The following is an 18422-nucleotide window of genomic DNA, read 5'->3' as shown; positions in this document are numbered from 1 at the left end:
CGATGGACCGTTGGCAGTACCTGCTCGTGCTCGCGGCGTGCCTGGTGATCACCGCACCCCTGGAGTTCCTCGGGCCCGGTGTGTATCGCTACGCCAAACGCACCGCCCTCGCGGTTCTTCCGGTCGCTGCGGTGTTCATATTCTGGGATCTGATCGCGATCACAGCGGACGTGTGGACGTACAACCCGCAGTACGTGACGGGCCTGGAACTCCCGGGGCAGATGCCCATCGAGGAACTGTTGTTCTTCGTGGTGATACCGCTGTGCGGGTTGCTGACCTACAACGCGGTCGACGGCCTGCTCGGACGAGTCCGTGCCCTGCGGGAGAACAAGGCAAGGCAGGCGCAGTGACCGGCATCGGCTATACCGTGCCCGCCGTGGTCGCGGTGATCGTCGTCATCGTGCTCGAATTGGCGATACTGCGAACGGGACTGTTCCGCCGTGCGGCGTACTGGATCTCGATGGCGATCGTGCTGGGCTTCCAGATCCCCGTCGACGGTTGGCTCACCAAGCTCAGCGCTCCGATCGTCATCTACGACGAACAGCACACCAGTGGACTGCGGTTTCCGCTCGACATCCCGGTCGAAGACTTTCTGTTCGGCTGGGCGATGGTGACCGCGGTGCTGTTGCTATGGGAGCGTCAACGGCTTCGTGAACAGACAAAGGAGACGTTGTGAGTCTGTCCTCCAACGAGATTCCCGGTGCGTTCGACGTCGGGGCACCTGCCTACGACAAGCTCGTTGGCGCCAACCCCGGCTACCACGATCACCTGCGACTCTCGGCGCAGCGTATGCGGATCGTTGGCGAGGGCCGTGGTTTACGCCTGTTGGACGCCGGATGCGGCACCGGGGCGTCGACCGCGGCACTGCTGGCCGTCGCGCCCAAAGCCGAGATCGTCGCGGTCGACGCGTCGGAGGGGATGCTGGCACAGGCGCGGGCGAAGGCGTGGCCGACGTCGGTCAGCTTCGTGCAGTCTCGGATCGAGGATCTCGCCGACGCCGGCGTCGTCGGACCGTTCGACGGCATCCTGGCGGCCTACCTGATCCGCAACGTAACCGACCGGGACGGCCAGCTACGCAGGTTTCGTGAACTTCTGCGACCGGGCGGAACGCTTGCGGTGCACGAATACTCGGTCCGCGATTCCAGGCTCGCCACGGCGGTGTGGAACGCGGTGTGTACCGCGATCATCATTCCCAGCGGTCGCTTGCGCAGTGGAGATGCCTCGCTCTACACCTACCTCCGGCGCAGTGTGAACACCTTCGACGGCGTGGGAGCCTTCCGACACAGGATGGCCGCGAACGGCTTCGAGTCCGTCCGCAGCGAGACGATGCCCGGTTGGCAGCGCAACATCGTGCACACATTCCTGGGGCAGGCGCCACGATGAGCGATCCGCGCGCTCAGACTCATCCCGCGCCGTCTGGCGTGGCGAACGCATCTGAACTGGCAGAGCGCCCTCGCGTCGTCGTGGTCGGCGCAGGCATCGCGGGCCTTGCTGCCGCCACGGGATTGGCTGAGCGCGGCGTCGCGGTGGACCTCATCGAGCGCCAGTCCTACCTGGGCGGCCGAGTCGGCGGATGGACCGAGCGACTTTCCGATGATTCTGAGGTCGCGATGAATCGCGGCTTTCACGCGTTCTTCCGGCAGTACTACAACCTGCGAAACCTCCTGCGGCGCATAGACCCTGCGCTCGCGATGCTCACGCCGGTGGATGACTACCCACTCATCGATGCAGAAGGCCGCACCGACACCTTTCGGGGTTTGCCGTTGACGCCGCCGCTCAACGCGATGATGTTCGCCCTGCGCAGTCCCACGTTCCGGCTACGAGATCTCGTCCGACTCGACGCGCGGGCGGCCGCGCCGCTGGCGGCGGTGTCGGTGCCGGACATCTATGACCGCCTCGACCACCTAGATGCTGACTCCTTCCTGCGCGACATCAACTTTCCCGTAGCGGCGCGGCATCTGGCGTTCGAGGTCTTCTCCAGAAGCTTCTTCGCGGAGCCGACCGACCTGTCGGCAGCCGAACTGGCAGCGATGTTCCACATCTACTTCCTCGGCTCCCGTGAGGGGCTGATCTTCGACGTGGCCGATGCCAACTTCGATGCGGCGCTGTGGAACCCGCTGGGCGCCTACCTCGAGTCGCTTGGTGTTCGCGTCCACCGTGAGACGTCGGTGAGCGAGGTGCGACACGGGCAGGGTTGGATGGTCGGTCTCGACGGCGGAGCGAAACTAGACGCCGACGGTGTCGTTCTGGCCACCGATATCGCCGGCCTGCAACGGATCGTCGAGAACTCGGCTGGCATCGGTGACGACGACTGGCGCAAGAGCGTGGCGAAACTCGGCAAAGCGCCGCCGTTCATCGTGCATCGGTTGTGGCTGGACAAGAAGGTGAATTCCGACCGGGCGCCGTTCATCGGAACAGGCGGCAGGCCACCACTGGACAACGTCAGCGTGCTGGAGCGATACGAACGCGAGGCGGCGGACTGGTCGCGCAAGCACGGGGGGTCGGTGGTGGAACTGCACTCGTACGCGGTGAAGACGCCTGACGATACTCTGCGTGACCGGCTGCTGGGTCGCCTCCACGAGCTGTATCCCGAGACCCGCAGTGCTCAGGTCGTCGCCGAAAAGGTGCTCTGGCACAACGACTGCCCGCGCTTTGCGCCTGGCGACTTCGCCGACCGGCCGGTCGTGAGATCGCCAGATGACGGACTGGTGCTTGCCGGTGACGGTATCCGCATCGATCTGCCTGTCGCGCTGATGGAACGCGCCGCGACGACGGGATGGTCGGCGGCGAACCAACTTCTCGATCGCTTCGGCATTCGAGGTCACTCACTGCAGACGGTTCCGAATTACGGGCGGATGGCGCTCTTGAGTCGAGTCGCCGAACGTGGAGGGCCCAGGACAGGATGAGCAGAATCGCGAGACTTCGGTCGCGGCTTTCCAAGACGGTCCCTTTCGACCTGCTGCCCGCGCTGTCTTGGCCCGCACAGCGGCCGACCTACCGTGACGCCGTACCGGCGGTGATCGACGCGGCCTTGCGACGTTCGCAACAGCGGCCGAGCGGTAACTGGTATGTCCTCGGCGCCAGCGACGCCATCAAGAACCGGCCATACGGCACGTCGGTGGCGGGACAGGAGCTGGTCGCCTGGCGTGGCGCGGACGGTGCTCTGAAGGTGGGACCCGGCGCGTGCCCCCATCTGGGAGCCGACCTCGCGACCGGGACCGTCGACTGCGGTGCGCTGATATGCCCATGGCATGGGCTGCGACTGGAGGGCGGACGCGAGTTCGGTTGGCGGCCATATCCTTGCCACGACGACGGAGTGTTGGCGTGGGTGCGGCTCGACAGCATCGGAGGAGAAACACCGACCGAATTGCCCGTGGTGCCGGCACGCCCCGACGGCGAGCAGATGCACGCTGTGACAAGACTCGTCGGAACGTGCGAGCCGAGCGACATCATCGCCAACCGGATGGATCCGTGGCACGGGTCGTGGTTTCACCCGTATTCGTTCAGCCGTCTGGAGGTGCTGTCGGCTCCGCCCGCTGACGATGACCTTCCCGAGGAGATAGACCGCTTCCTCGTCGCAGTCACCTTTCGCATCGGCAGACTGGGGGTGCCGGTCGTCGCCGAATTCACCAGCCCGGAGCCGCGGACCATCGTGATGCGCATCGTCGACGGCGAGGGAACGGGCAGCGTCGTGGAAACCCATGCCACACCGGTGGGTTCGGACCGCGACGGATCACCGCGCACCGCGGTGGTCGAGGCCGTCATCGCTCATTCGGACCGATCGGGCTTCGCCTATGCGACGCGCGCAGCGCCGTTGATCAAGCCGGTCATGCGGCACGCGGCAGCGCGGCTGTGGCGTGACGACCTGGCGTACGCCGAACGAATCTTCAAGCTGCGCAGCCCTTGATCAGACGACACCGGACGCGTCGAGCAACGGGATCTGTTCGGCAGCCCACGGACTGATGGCCCAGGGCAGTTGGGCGGCCGACCGCAAATCCGGCCACGAGACCCACGTGTAGTCCATCACCTCGTCCGGCGACGGATGCAAATCACCCACGGCCGCAGCGCAGTACACCGGACAGACCTCGTTCTCGACGGTCCCGTCGGCCGCGACGGCGCGATAGCGGTAGTCGGGTAGCGCGCACACCACGCGTTCGATCGTCAGCCCGAGTTCCTGGCGGGCGCGCCGGTGGACCGCATCTCCGATCGGCTCGTCGGGTGCCGGATGGCCGCAGAACGAATTCGTCCACACCCCAGGCCATGTCCGCTTGCTGAGGGCGCGCCGCGTCATCAACACGCGTCCGTCGGCGTCGAAGACGTAGCACGAGAAACCGAGGTGCAACGGGGTACTTGCGTGGTGCACGGAGGCTTTCGCGGCAGTGCCGACCGCGGCACCGCGGTCGTCGACGAGCACCACGAATTCCTCGGAACCAAGCGCAGTGTCACTCATTGCTCGTATATACCCCTCTTACGGCAAACGATACGTGATCATGTGTCGGCGGTGGCGCGCAGTCCGAGCGAGAAGAGCAACCGGACATCGGGGTCGTCCAGCGTGGTGGACAGCAACGTCTCGATGCGCCGAACCCGGTACCGCACTGTGTTGGGGTGCACGTGTAGGTGCTTGGCGACGGCGGCCACGTCGCCGAACCCGTCGAGGTACGCCCGCAGCGTCTCGGCCAGCATCGGATCCTCGGCGCGCAGGAGTCGCACCCGGGGGTCGACGAGCCGCGATCGTCCGGCGACGTGCGACACGATCTCGTCGAGGAGCACGGTGGTGTGCGCCTCGTCCAGCGAGGTGATCTGTCCGATCGCGCCGGGATGGCGATCGGCGCTGTCGAAGACGCGGTCGATCTCGACGCGGGCGGCCGCCGCGCCTGCCAGTCCGCCGAGCGGGGCCGCGACGACGGCACGAAGCGTGAGGCCGAGTTCGCGACGCATCGCGGCTACGACGCCACGCACCCAGGACATCACCGACGACGGTGTACCGATCTTGGGTAGCAGCACGTACACCCGGCCACCGGTCGAGACCGTCTGGGCGTCGGCACGAAAAGCGCTGGCGCTCAACGCGATGACACCGGTCGGCGCCGACGGGCCGCCCTGGAAGCCGACGAGCGCCGCCCGGCCGTCGACGGCGATTCCCAGCTCGCGCGCTATCGCTGCGAGGTCGACATCGTCGCCGGCGAGCCCGAGCAGTTCTTGGACCTGCACCGCATGGGTCGACGGCGTCGCTGCCAGTCGCGTCATGATCCGCGCCGCCAGCACCGCACCGCCGCGCAGAATCTCCTCGGCGTCGTCGGCCAGCGGCGCGGAGCCCTGTTGTAGCCAGATCGTGCCTGCGAAGGCCGGCGGGCGACGGGCATCGGTACTGGGCAGGTGAATGCCGACCGCCAGCCGCGGGCGCAGACCCAACTCGGGGCGCTCGGCGACGCTCACGACATCGCCGCCCGCACGCAGCGCGTCGAAGATGCCCCACTGCGCGATCCATTCCAGGTGTTCGGGCGGACCGGCGCGGCCCAGGATCGTCAGGCGGCGCAACTCGTCCGCGTCGTCACTGGACGCCGAGTAGGCGAGCACGTGTGATTGTTCGTCCTCGATGCTGACCATGCCGCGGGTGCCGTCGGCGATCGATTGCGCGAGCCCGAACAGGTCGGTGCCCGAGTCGCGGTCGTCCCGGTCGCCGTGATGTTCGAAGGCATGGGTGACGAGGCGGTAGAGCGACTCCCACCGGGCTCGAGGGTCGACGGCCACGACCGCGGTACCGAGTGCGACGGCCCGCCTTACCGCGGTGTCGGTGGGTTGCTTGACGAAGATGGCCGTCGGCACCGTTCCCGAACCCGCGAACTGCTGCTCGAGCCACCGCACGGCCTCGGCGTCGGCGACGCCGAGCAGAAAGAAGAGATCGGCGGAACCGGCACCGACCGCCAGGCCCAACCGGACGTCGTCGGCGTCGACGAGCGCCACCGAACCGACCGGCATGTCCAGGCCGCGGGGGGCTTCGACCAGCGTCACCATCGTGCGGTCCAAGGCCAGCAGCAGCTTGCCGAGCCCGAGGCCGGAAGACGGTGCGGTCATCGCGCCCCTCCTTTGTCTGATCCAACTATAAGTCCACGAGCTCTTTGTCCGATCAGCCATCGGTTGAAAACGGTGCGAACGGGGATCCTTACTGGATGGACGCCATTAGCGACGTGCCCGCCCCGGCCAACGAGCCGGTTCTCGACTACGCCCCGGGTTCAGGGGAGCGCTCCCGGCTCACCGAAGCCCTTTCGACGCTTGCCGCAGATCCGATCGACCTGCCCCATGTGATCGGCGGCGCCCACCGCATGGGTGGCGGGGAACGCGCCGACGTGGTGCAGCCCCACCGTCACAGCGCACGGCTGGGTACCTTCACCAACGCCGTGCACGCCGAGGCGACCGCCGCCATCGACGCCGCGATTGCCGCCAAGCCCGGCTGGGAAGCCACGCCGTTCGACGAGCGCGCCGCGGTATTCCTGCGCGCCGCCGATCTGCTCGCCGGACCGTGGCGCGAGAAGTTGTGCGCGGCGACCATGCTGGGGCAGTCCAAGACCGCGTACCAGGCCGAGATCGACGCCGCATGTGAACTGATCGACTTCTGGCGATTCAACGTCGGATTCGCCCGCGAGATCTACGCCGAACAGCCGATCAGCGCGCGTGGCGTGTGGAACCGGACCGACTACCGCCCGCTCGAGGGATTCGTCTACGCCATCACCCCGTTCAACTTCACCGCGATCGCGGGCAATCTGCCCAGCGCGCCCGCACTGATGGGCAACACCGTGGTGTGGAAGCCGTCGCCTACGCAGACCTTCGCCGCATACCTGACCATGCAGTTGCTCGAGGCGGCCGGCCTGCCGCCTGGCGTCATCAACCTGCTGGCGGGTGACGGCATCGCGGTTTCCGAAGTGGCACTTGCTGATCCGCGGCTGGCCGGCATCCACTTCACGGGGTCGACGGCGACGTTCCAGCATCTGTGGCGTGAGGTCGGCACCCACATCGACCGCTACCACACCTATCCGCGGTTGGTGGGGGAGACCGGCGGCAAGGATTTCGTGTTGGCGCATTCCTCCGCTCAGCCCGACGTGTTGCGCACCGCGTTGATCCGTGGCGCGTTCGACTACCAGGGCCAGAAGTGCTCGGCGGCGTCACGGGCGTTCATCCCCCGATCGGTATGGCAACAGATGGGTGACGACTTCCTCTCCGCCACCGAAGCATTGACATACGGCGACGTCACCGACTTGACCAATTTCGGTGGTGCCCTCATCGACGAGCGGGCATTCGCGAAGAACGTCACCGCGATCGAGCGTGCCAAGAGCGCCGCGAATGTCACCGTCGCCGTCGGCGGTGAATACAACGACAGCGAAGGCTATTTCGTCAAGCCGACGGTCCTGCTGTCCGATGATCCGACCGACGAATCGTTTTCGACCGAGTACTTCGGTCCCATCCTCTCGGTGCACGTGTATCCGGACGGCGACTACGAACGTGTCATCGACGTCGTCGACAGCGGTGCGCGCTACGCGCTGACCGGAGCGGTGATCGCCGATGACCGTGCGGCGGTGCTGACGGCGCAGCGACGGTTGCGTCATGCGGCGGGCAACTTCTACGTCAACGACAAGCCGACCGGTGCGGTCGTCGGGCAGCAGCCGTTCGGTGGCTCACGGGCATCGGGCACCAATGACAAGGCCGGCTCGGCGCTGAATCTGTTGCGCTGGACGTCGGCGCGGTCGATCAAGGAGACGTTCGCCCCCGCGACGAACCACACCTATCCCCACATGGAGGCGTGACGTGGGTGTCTTCGAGCGGGTCGCGCGCCCGGCGATCATGGCCGTCAGCCGGTCGGACGGATTGCGCCGCACAGCCGAGCGCCTGCCCGTCACTCGGCAGGTCGTGCACCGCTTCGTGCCCGGTGAGACGGTGGCGGATGCGCTGGACTCCGTTGCGCAGTTGCGGAATTCGGACCGCCTGGTGTCGATCGACTATCTCGGCGAGGACGTCACCGACGCCGACGCGGCGAATACCACCGTCGACGCCTACCTTGCGTTGCTCGATGCGTTGGACCGTCGCGACGAGCCCGCGGCGGCGGTGCGTCCGCTCGAGGTGTCACTGAAGCTGTCGGCGCTGGGGCAGGCGCTGCCCCGCGACGGCGAGAAGATCGCGCTCGAGAACGCCCACACCATCTGCGAGCGGGCGCAGCGTGCCGGTGCGTGGGTGACCGTGGACGCCGAGGACCACTCGACGACGGACTCGACGCTTTCCATCGTCCGCGACCTGCGCACCGAATTCGATTGGCTGGGCACGGTTTTGCAGGCGTACCTGCGACGCACCGAGACCGATTGCAGGGAGTTCGCCGCCTCCGGCGCGCGCATTCGGCTGTGCAAGGGCGCCTACGACGAGCCCGCATCGGTGGCGTACCGCGATCGTGACGACGTCACCGCGTCCTATCTTGCGTGCCTGCGAGTGCTGATGGCTGGCGACGGCTATCCGATGGTCGCCTCACACGATCCTGCGATCATCGAGGCGGTTCCTGCGCTGACGCTCGAGTTCAACAGGGGCGTCGATGATTTCGAATATCAGATGCTGTACGGAATCCGCGATGCCGAGCAGCACAGGCTGGCCGCCCAGCGCAATCACGTCCGGGTCTACGTGCCGTTCGGCACGCAATGGTACGGCTACTTCGTGCGGCGACTGGCCGAGCGGCCCGCCAACCTGACCTTCTTCCTGCGTGCCCTGGCCGAACGCCGTCACTGAGCGGGAAACGCCGCGACGTTCATGATGACGCTGCCGCCGCACGGTCCACCGTCGATATCGGTGCGCCAGACCCCGCGTAGCGATCCGTCGGCTTGCGGGGTGTAGTACGCGACCGAATGCGCGGGGTTCCACTGCTTCGGCACACCTTCGCCCAGATAACAATCCCACTGCCAGTCGTAGACGTGCACCCACCGGGTGCCGTCCCACGTGTAGCGGGGTGGCAACGGCAGCGTCGGATTCGCGGGCTTGGGGCCGCCGACGACGGTCGACACGCAGGCGCCCGTCGAACAGTCGGTGGAAAACAGGTAGACATCGCTGAAGTCGGGCTCGTGCTGGCGGGCGGCCATGCTCGTGCCGGTCTTGGTGGCCGCGTACCGCAACAGCGAGAACTTGCCGTTCCAGATCTGGCCCGTGGCATGCGCGTGCGGGGCGGTCACCAGGCTGCCGAGGACGACGGCGACGAGCACCGCGGTGAGTGTTCGCCTGGACACGGTCGTGACGGTATCCGTGCACGCCCGACGGACGTCGACGGCGCGCCGCGCTAGTCGGTCAAGCAGAACGAGTGGTGCTCGTGGGTGACGACCCAGCGGCCCTCGCGCTTGCGCAGCCCTATCGTCAGCCTCAGCCGGTTGTCGGGGTTGGCCTCGAATTCCTCGGGCTTGCCGCATCGCAGCAGGGCCCACGCGAACGCGACATCCTCGCCCGCTGTCACGTCGAGTTCTTCGATGTCGAATGACGCGCCCTGACGTTGAAACTCGAAGAACGGCGGCCAGGAATCCCGGTACGCGTCCATCCCGCGCACACCCCGGTACGGCGGTGGGACATCGAACATCACGATGTCCGAATCGTGTTCTGCCAGCACAGAATCAAGATCGCCCGCATGGACCGCCGCGGCCCAATCGGTGATCAGTTTGCGGATGGTCGCCTCATCGCTCATACCGGGTAGACCAGCGGGCGCTTCAGAACTCATCGAGCAGCCGGCGGTTGCGACAACAGCAAAAGCGCATACGCCGCGATGGACTGGGCGTCGGTGATGTCACCGTCGCGCATCATCCGCTCCACCTCGGTGCGGGCGAACCATGCGCTGCGCATGTCCTGTTCCTCGTGTTCGCGGGCGTGTTCGCCTTCGGTGATACCCGTCGCATGAAACACCAGGCCACGCTGGCTGCTCATCCCCGGCGCGACGTCAAGCTGACCGATGATCGTCATCGCCTCTGCACGCAGCCCGGTCTCCTCACGCAGTTCCCGCGCGGCAAGCTCGAACGGCTCGGGATCGGTGTTGTCCTGCACGGTGCCCTGGGGGAACTCCCAGCGCCGCAAGCCCAACGGGTAGCGATACTGCTCGACCAGGTGGAGCCGATCGCCGGCCTGCGCGATCACCAGCGCGTACGTCGGTTTGTCGACGACCGCGTATATGCCGTCGCTGCCGTCGGGCCGACGGATATCGTCTTCGCGCAGCGAGAACCAGTTGTTCCGGTAGATCTGCCGCGAAGCAACTGTCTCGATGGAATCCACGCGCCCAGTATCCTCACGAACGTGCTGCTGTCCTCCTTGAACCCCGCGACAGTGGCGGCAGGCGCCGACATCGGCGACGCCGTGCGCATCGACGGAGCGGTGCTTAGCCGTAGCGACCTGGTCGGCGCCGCGACCTCGGTCGCCGAGCGCGTGGCCGGTGCACACCGTGTCGCCGTGCTCGCGACCCCGACCGCCACGACCGTGCTGGCGGTGACGGGCTGCCTGATCGCCGGGGTGCCCGTAGTCCCGGTGCCCGCCGATGTCGGCGCCGCGGAACGCACACACATCCTCACCGACTCCGGAGCGCAGGCGTGGCTGGGGGAGAGGCCGTCGGACACCGGCGGGCTGCAACACGTTCCCGTGCGATTGCACGCACGCTCGTGGCACCGCTACGCAGAACCGCACCCCGATGCGACGGCGCTGATCATCTACACCTCGGGCACCACGGGCCCGCCCAAAGGTGTGGTCCTGAGCCGGCGCGCCGTCGCCGCGGACATCGACGCGCTGGCGCAGGCCTGGCAGTGGACGCCTGAGGACACGTTGGTGCATGGACTGCCGCTCTACCATGTGCACGGGTTGGTGCTCGGTCTGCTCGGTTCGCTGCGCATCGGAAATCGGTTCGTGCACACCGGAAAACCGAAACCCGACCTCTACGCCGCCGCGGGCGGGTCGCTGTACTTCGCCGTTCCGACCGTATGGTCGCGGATTGCTGAGGACTCCGCGGCGGCGTCGGCACTCACGTCCGCTCGCCTGCTGGTTTCCGGCAGCGCACCGCTGCCGGTGCCCGTGTTCGAGCGGCTCGCCGAACTGACGGGGCAACGACCCATAGAACGCTACGGGTCCACCGAGTCGTTGATCACCATCAGCACGCGCGCCGACGGCGAGCGCCGGCCCGGGTGGGTGGGCCTGCCGCTGACGGGAATCGAAACGCGGCTGCTCGAAGAGTCCGGTGCTGCGGTGGCGCGTGACGGTGAAACCATTGGACGGCTTCATCTTCGGGGTGCCACATTGTTCGACGGTTACCTCAATCGTCCCGACGCGACCGCCGAGGTGTTGGACGCCGACGGCTGGTATCACACTGGCGACGTTGCGGTCGTCGACGCTGACGGTATGCACCGCATCGTCGGCCGCGAGTCGGTCGACCTGATCAAGACCGGCGGCTTTCGGGTGGGTGCCGGTGAGATCGAGACCACGCTGCTCGGGCACGCCGGCGTGTCGGAAGCCGCGGTGGTGGGTGTCCCGGACGACGATCTCGGCCAGCGAATCGTCGCGTTCGTCGTCGGCGATGCGGATCCGCAGGCGCTCGTCGACTTTGTCGCCCAGGAGCTTTCGGTGCACAAGCGACCGCGGGAGGTGCGGGTGGTCGAGAGCCTCCCGCGCAACGCCATGGGGAAGGTGTTGAAGAAGGAGTTGGCGCAGTGGGCCTGAGGTTTGACGAGATCTGTATCGATGCCCGCGACGCCACCGCTCTGGGTCGCTGGTGGTCACAGGTGCTGGACTGGCCACACGACGTCGACGAGGACGGCGACGTCGTGCTGCACGCACCTCCCGGTGCCGGAGTGAACTGGATTTTCATCGCGGTTCCCGACGAGAAGGTGGTCAAGAACCGCATTCACCTCGACTTCCGTCCCGACGATCAGCAGGCTGAGGTGGATCGGGTGCTGGCCCTCGGTGCGCGACGGGTCGACGTGGGGCAGCGTGGCGACGAGAGCTGGGTAGTGCTGGCCGACCCGGAGGGCAACGAATTCTGCATCCTCGCTGCCTCAGACGATTGACCGTGCGGGCGCTCCGCGTGTCCGCGGCAGTGGGCGCGCTGCTGCTGGCCACGTGTGCGACGGCGCACGCGCAACCGCCGCCACCGCCGGCGCCCGGCGACACCGGCGGATCGCTCGACATCGGAGCGGGAGCGATCGACACCTTCGGCGGCTGGCTGCCCGACGGAGTCACGCTGAGCCCCTTCGACGTGGCCAACCCCGTCGTCGGATTACTGGACCCCGCACTGTTGTCCGCGGTTCAGGACGCTGCGCGCAAAGCCGCGACCGAAAACGTCGATATCCGGATCAATTCGGGTTGGCGCACAAGGGGATTCCAGCAGCGCTTGTTCGACGACGGGGTGCGCACCTACGGGAGCATCGACGCGGCGCGGCAGTTCGTCGCGTCGCCGGACACGTCCAAGCACGTCGAGGGCAAGGCCGTCGACATCGCCCCGGTGGAAGCCGACAAGTGGTTGATCGCCAACGGCAGGCAGTTCGGCCTGTGCCAGATCTATGCCAACGAGATCTGGCATTTCGAACTGGCAATCGATGACCAGGGCCGGTGCCCGCCGCTGAAACCGAACGCGACGGGCTGAGGAGCCTGACACGATCAGTTGGCGTGTAGGGCCTCGTTCAGCGTGATGCCGGTGCCATCCCGCTTGACCACCTCGACGGCTCCGGTCACCGAATTGCGCCGGAACAGCAGATTGTTGGCACCCGAGAGCTCGCGCGCCTTGACCGTCTGACCGTCGGCGGTCTGCACTTTGGTGCCGGCCGTCACGTACAGGCCGGCCTCGACCACGCAGTCGTCGCCGAGCGAGATACCCAACCCGGCATTCGCCCCGAGCAGGCAGCGCTTGCCGACCGAGATCACCTCGGTGCCGCCACCGGACAACGTCCCCATGATGGACGCGCCACCGCCGACATCGGAGCCGTCGTCGACGACCACGCCCGCCGAGATACGGCCCTCCACCATCGAATTGCCCAGTGTCCCCGCGTTGTAGTTGACGAAGCCCTCGTGCATCACCGTGGTGCCGGAGGCCAGATGCGCGCCGAGGCGCACCCGGTCGGCGTCGGCCACCCGCACGCCCGTCGGCAACACGTAGTCCACCATCCGGGGGAACTTGTCGACGCCGTACACCGTCACCGGGCTGCGCCGGCGCAGTCGCGCCCGGACGATCTCGAATCCCTCGACCGCGCATGGCCCGTGGTTGGTCCACACCACGTTGGTCAGCACGCCGAAGAAGCCGTCGGCGTTCAGTCCGCGCGGCGCCACCAGCCGGTGGGACAACAGGTGCAGGCGGAGATATGCGTCGTAGGCGTCGGTGGCCTTGTCGTCCAGGGACGAAATGATGGTGCGCACGGCGACGACCTCAACGCCGCGGTCCTCGTCGGGTCCGGTCAGTACGCCCAGTTCCTCGGGGATCTCGGCGACGGACAGCCGGGTCGTGCCCGCGGGGCCGTCAGCACCCAGTTCCGGCGCCGGAAACCACGTGTCGAGGACGGTTCCGTCGGCCGCGAGTGTCGCCAGGCCTATACCTGCAGCAGAAGTCACGCCGCTCAGACTAACGTCAGGCAGGTGGCCCTTGATCTGCACGGCGACCCGATCGCCCTGACCGCGGCGCTGGTGGACATTCCCAGCGAATCGCGTAGCGAGCGACGCATCGCCGACGAGATTGAGGCCGCCCTGCGGGAGCAGACGACCGGATTCGAGGTCGTGCGCAACGCCGACGCGGTGCTCGCGCGCACCAACCTGGGCCGGCCGTCGCGCGTGCTGCTCGCCGGCCACATCGACACCGTTCCCGCCGCCGACAACCTGCCCAGCCGGATGGCCGACGGCGAACTGCACGGCTGTGGCACGTCGGACATGAAATCCGGGGACGCCGTCTTCCTGCACCTCGCCGCCACGGTCACGGAGCCCCAGCACGACATCACGCTCGTGATGTACGACTGCGAAGAGATCGAGGCGGCAGCCAACGGTCTCGGCCGCATCGAACGCGAGCTGCCCGAGTGGTTGCAGGCCGACGTGGCGATCCTCGGCGAGCCCTCCGGCGGGTACATCGAGGCCGGCTGCCAGGGCACGCTGCGCGTCGTGGTGCGGGCCCCGGGCACACGCGCGCACTCGGCGCGATCCTGGTTGGGCGACAACGCAATCCACAAGCTCGGTGCTGTCCTGGACCGGCTGTCGTCCTATCAGGCGCGCAACGTCGACATCGACGGCTGCACGTATCGCGAGGGTTTGTCGGCGGTGCGCATCGACGGCGGGATCGCGGGCAACGTCATCCCCGACGCCGCTTCGGTGACGGTCAACTTCCGGTTCGCCCCCGACCGCAGCGTCGCCCAGGCCACCGCGCATGTGCACGAGGTGTTCGACGGGCTCGACGTCGAAATCGAGCTGACCGACTCGGCCAGCGGAGCGCTTCCGGGTCTGACGGCGCCCGCCGCCGCGGCGCTGGTGGATGCCGCCGGGGGACAGGTGCGGGCGAAGTACGGCTGGACCGACGTCGCGCGGTTCGCGGCGCTCGGCGTCCCCGCCGTCAATTACGGGCCCGGTGATCCGAACCTTGCCCACCGGGTCGACGAGCGCGTCGACACCGCAGCCATCACCGCGGCCACCGACATGCTGCGGAGATATTTAACCGGTTGACACCGATCCGTACGCTGGAAGCATGCGGTGAGACAACGACTCCGGTGTCCGACGCCGGCTGAGCCGGCAATCCCATTGCAGTCGTTTCCGTCATGAGAGATCTCTCGCATGTCTTCCATCACTTGTTCGGCCTTGTCATTCGCGTTCTCCGACGGCACACCGCTGTTCACGGACCTGTCGTTCACCGTCGGCGAGGGCCGCACCGGCCTGGTCGCCCCCAACGGCGCGGGTAAGAGCACGCTGCTGCAGTTGATCGTCGGCGATCGCAAACCCACCGGCGGTTCGATCAGCGTCGATGGCTCCGTCGCCTATCTGCCGCAGACGCTGGCGTTCACGACGGAGCGGACCGTCGCCGAAGTGCTCGGCATCGCGCACGTCATCGACGCGCTCAACGCGTTGGCCGGCGGTGACGCCGGTGACGACGTGTTCGCCGCCATCGGTGACGACTGGGATGTCGAGGAACGCAGCCGCTTCCAGCTCGACCGACTCGGCCTTGGCCACCTCGACCTCGACCGGCGGCTGGGCTCGCTGTCCGGCGGCGAGGTCGTCTCCCTCGGGCTGGCCGCGCAACTGCTCTCACAACCCGACGTCCTGCTGCTCGACGAACCGACCAACAACCTCGACGTCGACGCCCGGCACAAGCTGTACGACGCGCTCGACGACTTCACCGGATGTCTGCTGCTGGTCAGCCACGACCGCGTGCTGCTCGACCGGATGGACCGCATCGCCGAGCTGCATCGCGGCGAAATGCTGTTCTACGGCGGCAATTTCACGATGTACGAAGAAGCGGTGAACGAGGCGCAGCGGGTGGTCGAGGGCAACATTCGCAACGCCGAACAGCACCTCAAGCGCGAGAAGCGCGAAATGCAGCAGTCGCGCGAGCGCGCGGCGAAACGGTCATCCACGGCCGCACGCAACATCAAGGATGCCGGGCTGCCGAAGATCATCGCGGGCGCGAAGAAGCGCAGCGCGCAGGAGTCGGCGGGCCGGATCGACGGGGTCAACGCGGCGCGGGTCGCCGACGCCAAGAACCGTCTCGACGAGGCGGAACGCGCACTGCGCGACGACGACGTGCTGGTGCTGGAACTCCCCGAGACGAACGTGCCTGCTGGCCGGACGGTCGTGCGGGCCGAAGGCCTGATCGCGCAACGCGGCGGCCGGGTGCTGTTCACCGATGCGGATCTGACCGTTCGCGGTCCTGAACGCATCGCGCTCACCGGGCCCAACGGCGCGGGTAAGTCGACGCTGCTGCGCATCATCGGCGGGGAGGCGGCGCCCGACGCCGGAACCGTCGCCCGTGCCGACGGCCGGGTGGCGTATCTGTCTCAGCGACTCGACCTGCTCAGCCCCGACGCCACCGTCGCGCAAAGCCTCGCCGTATCCGCGCCCAGCCTGTCCGAGACCCGGCGGATGCATCTGCTGGCCCGGTTCCTGTTTCGCGGTAGCCGCATCCACCTGCCGGTCTCGGCGCTCTCGGGCGGCGAACGGCTGCGCGCGACGCTGGCATGCGTGCTCTACGCCGAACCGGCGCCGCAGCTGCTGCTGCTCGACGAGCCGACCAACAATCTCGACCTGGTCAGCGTCGGACAGCTGGAGTCGGCGCTGAACGCCTACCAGGGGGCGTTCGTGGTGGTCAGCCACGACGAGCGGTTCCTGGCGGAGATCGGTGTCCAGCGCACCCTGCGGCTATCGGGCGGACGGTTGCATTCGGACTAGTCCGCGCTGATCGCCGATCTCGGCGGACAGAATTTGCGGACCGGCAGCTACCGCGGGCACGGTAAATTTGGTCCCTATGGCGATCGAGCCCGATACCAGCCCGTACGGGGGCCAGACAGTGACCGGCCCGGGCTGGCCGAACGTCGACGAGGAGATGCTGGCGGCGACGGCCGCCAAGTTCGAGGCGCTCGCCGCGAAAATCAGCGGCACAGTGGTTCCTCAGCAGCAGGGACAGCTGATGAAGCTCACCGATGTGTGGGAGGGCACGGGATCGATGGCCGCCGCGGGCGAGGCGACCACGATCATCGGCGGTCACGAAGCCAATGCCGCGCACGCCACCGCGATCGCGGTCAAGCTGCGCGCCATGGAGGCGTCGGTCGTGAAGACGAAACTGCTGGCCAACACCATCGCGCAGGAGACCCAGGCCGAAGCCGAAGCGATCGCCGCGATGCCCCTCCCCAACGCCGCCGAGCTGGCCCGCAGCCGGGTCATGATGGGCCTTTCGCAGAACATGGCCAACGTGACCACCAATACGAGCGAGCTTGCCAACACCCTCGGCGTACCGCCCAGCCTCCCACTGCCCGGCACCCCGACGGTGCCCGGCGCGAAGGAGGCCCAGGACTCAGGCGAGGAAGCCGCCAAGCAAGCCGGTGGAGGCTCTGACCAGGCGATGCAGATGCTCAGCCAGCTGGGGTCGATGGCGGGTCAGCTCCCGCAGATGCTGATGCAGATGCCCCAGCAGATGATGCAGCCGTTGCAGCAGCTGACCCAACCGTTGCAGCAGCTGACGTCGATGTTCGGGCAGGGCGGCAAATCGGATTCGATGGGCGCGGCCGGACTGCCGTTCTCGGCTTTCTCGAATCACCCGCTGGCGGGCGGCGGCGGCGCGGGCGGCGGTTCCGGCATGGTGCGCGCGGCATCGCTGCCCGGCTCGGGCGGTGTGCCGTCGCAGACGCCGTTGATGGCGAACCTCGTGGGCAATGCCAAGCCGGTCTCCACCGCCCCGCCCGAGGGCGCGCTGGCAGGCGCCGGTGCGCTCGGTGGGGTGGCGCCGATGGCCGCGGGCGCCGGGATGGGCGGTATGGGCCCGATGATGGGCGGTATGCGCGGCGAGAGCGGCGGCACGTCGCCGGGCCTGGCTGTACCCGCGCCGCTCGACCATGATCTGGACGAGGACGACGTAGACGATGACTGGTGATAGGGGAGGACTGTGTCGCTTGGCCCACTGAAGAAGCCCGAGGGCATCAGCTGGAACGCGGCTTCGGTCGAATTGCCTGAGATACCAATGCTTCCGCCGGGTCCGGACGCGATGAGTGCGACGATCTCCGCCGTGCTGCCCACGCTGGCCGCCCAGTTGACGGCCAATGTCGCGGCGTTGCAGGCGAAGGAGCACACGTACTCCGGAAAGGTGGGCGACGCACAGGTGGCGTACTCGGCTTCCGACGAGTCCGGATCGCAGTCCGTCGGTCAGGTTGTCGGCATGCTGGGCAAGCTCGGCGAGCAAGCGGGCCAGTTGGCTGGTGCGCCGTCGCAGGCCGCCCAGGGCGGGTCCGGCATGTTCGGATCGCTGATCGAGCAGGTGATGAAGGCTGCCCAGGGCGGAGGAGGTGGCGAGGCTGGTCAGCCTCCTCCCGGCGCCGCGCCGGTCGGTGCCGTGCCTGCCGGGGGTGCTCCGCCGCCGGGTGCGCCGGGTCAGCCTTCCGGGCAGCCGGGCCGTGACCCGCTGGAAGATCGGGTGGAACGCCTCGAGGAGCGCGCCGCACGGGAAGATCGGCCGCAGGAGCAGCCGGTGCAGTCCGCACCGCAACAAGAGCAGCGCGAGCCGCTGCAGCGTGCTGACGACAGCAATTTGGCGTCCGGACCTGAAAACAGCAGGTCTGGTGCGGGTCCGGCCCCCGTCGCGCCACCGGAGTCACCGCGTCACGCCGCCGAAGACGATCTGGGCCGCAGGCTCTAGCGTGGTGCGGGCAGCGCGCTTAACGGGTTGATTACTAGCATCAGGTGCGTGCGATCAACCCGCTAGGCGTGGG

The 18422-nt window shown here is 67.6% G+C and carries 20 protein-coding genes; 14 read left to right on the top strand and 6 right to left on the bottom strand.

All coding sequences use genetic code 11. The features are described 5' to 3' along the window. Positions 1 to 2: 2 nt before the first annotated feature. The 5 genes from BST47_RS04000 to BST47_RS03980 are packed head-to-tail and all read left to right on the top strand — an operon-like array spanning position 3 to position 3907. Positions 3 to 350 carry a lycopene cyclase domain-containing protein gene (locus BST47_RS04000; RefSeq protein WP_083124260.1) on the top strand — a complete coding sequence of 116 codons (348 nt, stop codon included), beginning with the start codon at positions 3 to 5 and terminating at the stop codon, positions 348 to 350. After that, complete coding sequence (locus BST47_RS03995) at positions 347 to 676, top strand: lycopene cyclase domain-containing protein (protein WP_083123926.1); 330 nt, start codon at positions 347 to 349, stop codon at positions 674 to 676. The genes BST47_RS04000 and BST47_RS03995 overlap by 4 nt, the downstream gene beginning before the upstream one ends. After that, the gene (locus BST47_RS03990) at positions 673 to 1383 is read left to right on the top strand and encodes a class I SAM-dependent methyltransferase (protein ID WP_083123925.1); all 711 of its coding nucleotides are present in this window, start codon (positions 673 to 675) and stop codon (positions 1381 to 1383) included. Before BST47_RS03995 ends, BST47_RS03990 begins: the two co-directional genes overlap by 4 nt. Next, positions 1380 to 2906 (top strand): FAD-dependent oxidoreductase, encoded by a 1527-nt coding sequence (locus tag BST47_RS03985; protein ID WP_083123924.1) that lies wholly within the window; start codon positions 1380 to 1382, stop codon positions 2904 to 2906. The genes BST47_RS03990 and BST47_RS03985 overlap by 4 nt, the downstream gene beginning before the upstream one ends. After that, a complete protein-coding gene (locus BST47_RS03980; RefSeq protein WP_083123923.1) occupies positions 2903 to 3907 on the top strand; it encodes a DUF5914 domain-containing protein in 1005 nt (334 codons plus the stop codon). The genes BST47_RS03985 and BST47_RS03980 overlap by 4 nt, the downstream gene beginning before the upstream one ends. Here BST47_RS03980 and idi read toward each other — a convergent pair whose 3' ends face one another. Further along, positions 3908 to 4450, bottom strand: a complete 543-nt coding sequence (idi, locus tag BST47_RS03975; protein WP_083123922.1) for an isopentenyl-diphosphate Delta-isomerase — start codon at positions 4448 to 4450, stop codon at positions 3908 to 3910. 38 nt (positions 4451 to 4488) lie between these two features. Continuing rightward, on the bottom strand, positions 4489 to 6072 hold the full coding sequence (locus BST47_RS03970; protein ID WP_083123921.1) for a PucR family transcriptional regulator: 1584 nt from the start codon (positions 6070 to 6072) through the stop codon (positions 4489 to 4491). Between the two features lie 95 nt (positions 6073 to 6167). Here BST47_RS03970 and pruA point away from each other — a divergent pair, with 95 nt between their 5' ends. Together pruA and BST47_RS03960 are read left to right on the top strand one after the other, a co-directional pair. Next, entirely contained in the window at positions 6168 to 7796 is a 1629-nt protein-coding gene (gene pruA / locus BST47_RS03965; protein ID WP_083123920.1) for an L-glutamate gamma-semialdehyde dehydrogenase, read from the top strand. A 1-nt stretch (position 7797) separates the two neighbouring features. Then, positions 7798 to 8760, top strand: a complete 963-nt coding sequence (locus BST47_RS03960; RefSeq protein WP_083123919.1) for a proline dehydrogenase family protein — start codon at positions 7798 to 7800, stop codon at positions 8758 to 8760. On the opposite strand, the gene BST47_RS03955 is transcribed toward BST47_RS03960, so the two are convergent. Genes BST47_RS03955 through BST47_RS03945 form a run of 3 tightly spaced genes read right to left on the bottom strand, consistent with a single transcriptional unit; the run spans position 8754 to position 10275 of the window. Continuing rightward, on the bottom strand, positions 8754 to 9251 hold the full coding sequence (locus BST47_RS03955) for an Rv2253 family sensor-like surface protein (RefSeq protein WP_107528845.1): 498 nt from the start codon (positions 9249 to 9251) through the stop codon (positions 8754 to 8756). The two genes, BST47_RS03960 and BST47_RS03955, sit on opposite strands and share 7 nt — an antisense overlap. A gap of 50 nt (positions 9252 to 9301) precedes the next feature. Then, the gene (locus BST47_RS03950; protein WP_083123918.1) at positions 9302 to 9697 is read right to left on the bottom strand and encodes a YybH family protein; all 396 of its coding nucleotides are present in this window, start codon (positions 9695 to 9697) and stop codon (positions 9302 to 9304) included. 29 nt (positions 9698 to 9726) lie between these two features. After that, positions 9727 to 10275 carry an NUDIX domain-containing protein gene (locus BST47_RS03945; protein WP_083123917.1) on the bottom strand — a complete coding sequence of 183 codons (549 nt, stop codon included), beginning with the start codon at positions 10273 to 10275 and terminating at the stop codon, positions 9727 to 9729. Positions 10276 to 10296: 21 nt separating this feature from the next. Here BST47_RS03945 and BST47_RS03940 point away from each other — a divergent pair, with 21 nt between their 5' ends. Genes BST47_RS03940 through BST47_RS03930 form a run of 3 tightly spaced genes read left to right on the top strand, consistent with a single transcriptional unit; the run spans position 10297 to position 12625 of the window. Further along, positions 10297 to 11703, top strand: a complete 1407-nt coding sequence (locus tag BST47_RS03940) for an acyl-CoA synthetase (RefSeq protein ID WP_083123916.1) — start codon at positions 10297 to 10299, stop codon at positions 11701 to 11703. Further along, positions 11694 to 12050, top strand: coding sequence for a VOC family protein (locus BST47_RS03935; RefSeq protein WP_083123915.1), 357 nt, complete (start codon positions 11694 to 11696; stop codon positions 12048 to 12050). The genes BST47_RS03940 and BST47_RS03935 overlap by 10 nt, the downstream gene beginning before the upstream one ends. Continuing rightward, entirely contained in the window at positions 12047 to 12625 is a 579-nt protein-coding gene (locus BST47_RS03930; RefSeq protein ID WP_083123914.1) for a M15 family metallopeptidase, read from the top strand. The genes BST47_RS03935 and BST47_RS03930 overlap by 4 nt, the downstream gene beginning before the upstream one ends. Positions 12626 to 12639: 14 nt before the next feature. On the opposite strand, the gene dapD is transcribed toward BST47_RS03930, so the two are convergent. Then, complete coding sequence (gene dapD / locus BST47_RS03925) at positions 12640 to 13584, bottom strand: 2,3,4,5-tetrahydropyridine-2,6-dicarboxylate N-succinyltransferase (protein ID WP_083123913.1); 945 nt, start codon at positions 13582 to 13584, stop codon at positions 12640 to 12642. A gap of 24 nt (positions 13585 to 13608) precedes the next feature. Here dapD and dapE point away from each other — a divergent pair, with 24 nt between their 5' ends. The 4 genes from dapE (at position 13609) to BST47_RS03905 (ending at position 18349) form a co-directional block, all read left to right on the top strand. Further along, complete coding sequence (gene dapE, locus BST47_RS03920) at positions 13609 to 14676, top strand: succinyl-diaminopimelate desuccinylase (protein ID WP_083123912.1); 1068 nt, start codon at positions 13609 to 13611, stop codon at positions 14674 to 14676. Between the two features lie 108 nt (positions 14677 to 14784). Beyond that, on the top strand, positions 14785 to 16392 hold the full coding sequence (locus BST47_RS03915) for an ABC-F family ATP-binding cassette domain-containing protein (RefSeq protein ID WP_083123911.1): 1608 nt from the start codon (positions 14785 to 14787) through the stop codon (positions 16390 to 16392). Positions 16393 to 16468: 76 nt separating this feature from the next. After that, positions 16469 to 17590, top strand: coding sequence for a hypothetical protein (locus tag BST47_RS03910; protein ID WP_083123910.1), 1122 nt, complete (start codon positions 16469 to 16471; stop codon positions 17588 to 17590). Between the two features lie 12 nt (positions 17591 to 17602). Then, positions 17603 to 18349, top strand: coding sequence for a hypothetical protein (locus BST47_RS03905; protein WP_083123909.1), 747 nt, complete (start codon positions 17603 to 17605; stop codon positions 18347 to 18349). Positions 18350 to 18422 lie beyond the last annotated feature (73 nt).

Origin of the sequence: Mycolicibacterium tusciae (genome assembly GCF_002086795.1) — a bacterium.
Lineage (GTDB): Bacteria > Actinomycetota > Actinomycetes > Mycobacteriales > Mycobacteriaceae > Mycobacterium > Mycobacterium tusciae.
This window is presented reverse-complemented; position numbering and strand designations above follow the sequence as displayed.

What these genes read in the sequence shown, in the direction of transcription:
- BST47_RS04000 (WP_083124260.1), top strand. Translation starts at nt 3, where the DNA reads ATGGACCGTTGGCAGTACCTGCTCGTGCTCGCGGCGTGCCTGGTGATC.
- BST47_RS03985 (WP_083123924.1), top strand. Translation starts at nt 1,380, where the DNA reads ATGAGCGATCCGCGCGCTCAGACTCATCCCGCGCCGTCTGGCGTGGCG.
- BST47_RS03980 (WP_083123923.1), top strand. Translation starts at nt 2,903, where the DNA reads ATGAGCAGAATCGCGAGACTTCGGTCGCGGCTTTCCAAGACGGTCCCT.
- idi (WP_083123922.1), bottom strand. Translation starts at nt 4,450, where the DNA reads ATGAGTGACACTGCGCTTGGTTCCGAGGAATTCGTGGTGCTCGTCGAC.
- BST47_RS03970 (WP_083123921.1), bottom strand. Translation starts at nt 6,072, where the DNA reads ATGACCGCACCGTCTTCCGGCCTCGGGCTCGGCAAGCTGCTGCTGGCC.
- pruA (WP_083123920.1), top strand. Translation starts at nt 6,168, where the DNA reads ATGGACGCCATTAGCGACGTGCCCGCCCCGGCCAACGAGCCGGTTCTC.
- BST47_RS03950 (WP_083123918.1), bottom strand. Translation starts at nt 9,697, where the DNA reads ATGAGCGATGAGGCGACCATCCGCAAACTGATCACCGATTGGGCCGCG.
- BST47_RS03915 (WP_083123911.1), top strand. Translation starts at nt 14,785, where the DNA reads ATGTCTTCCATCACTTGTTCGGCCTTGTCATTCGCGTTCTCCGACGGC.
- BST47_RS03910 (WP_083123910.1), top strand. Translation starts at nt 16,469, where the DNA reads ATGGCGATCGAGCCCGATACCAGCCCGTACGGGGGCCAGACAGTGACC.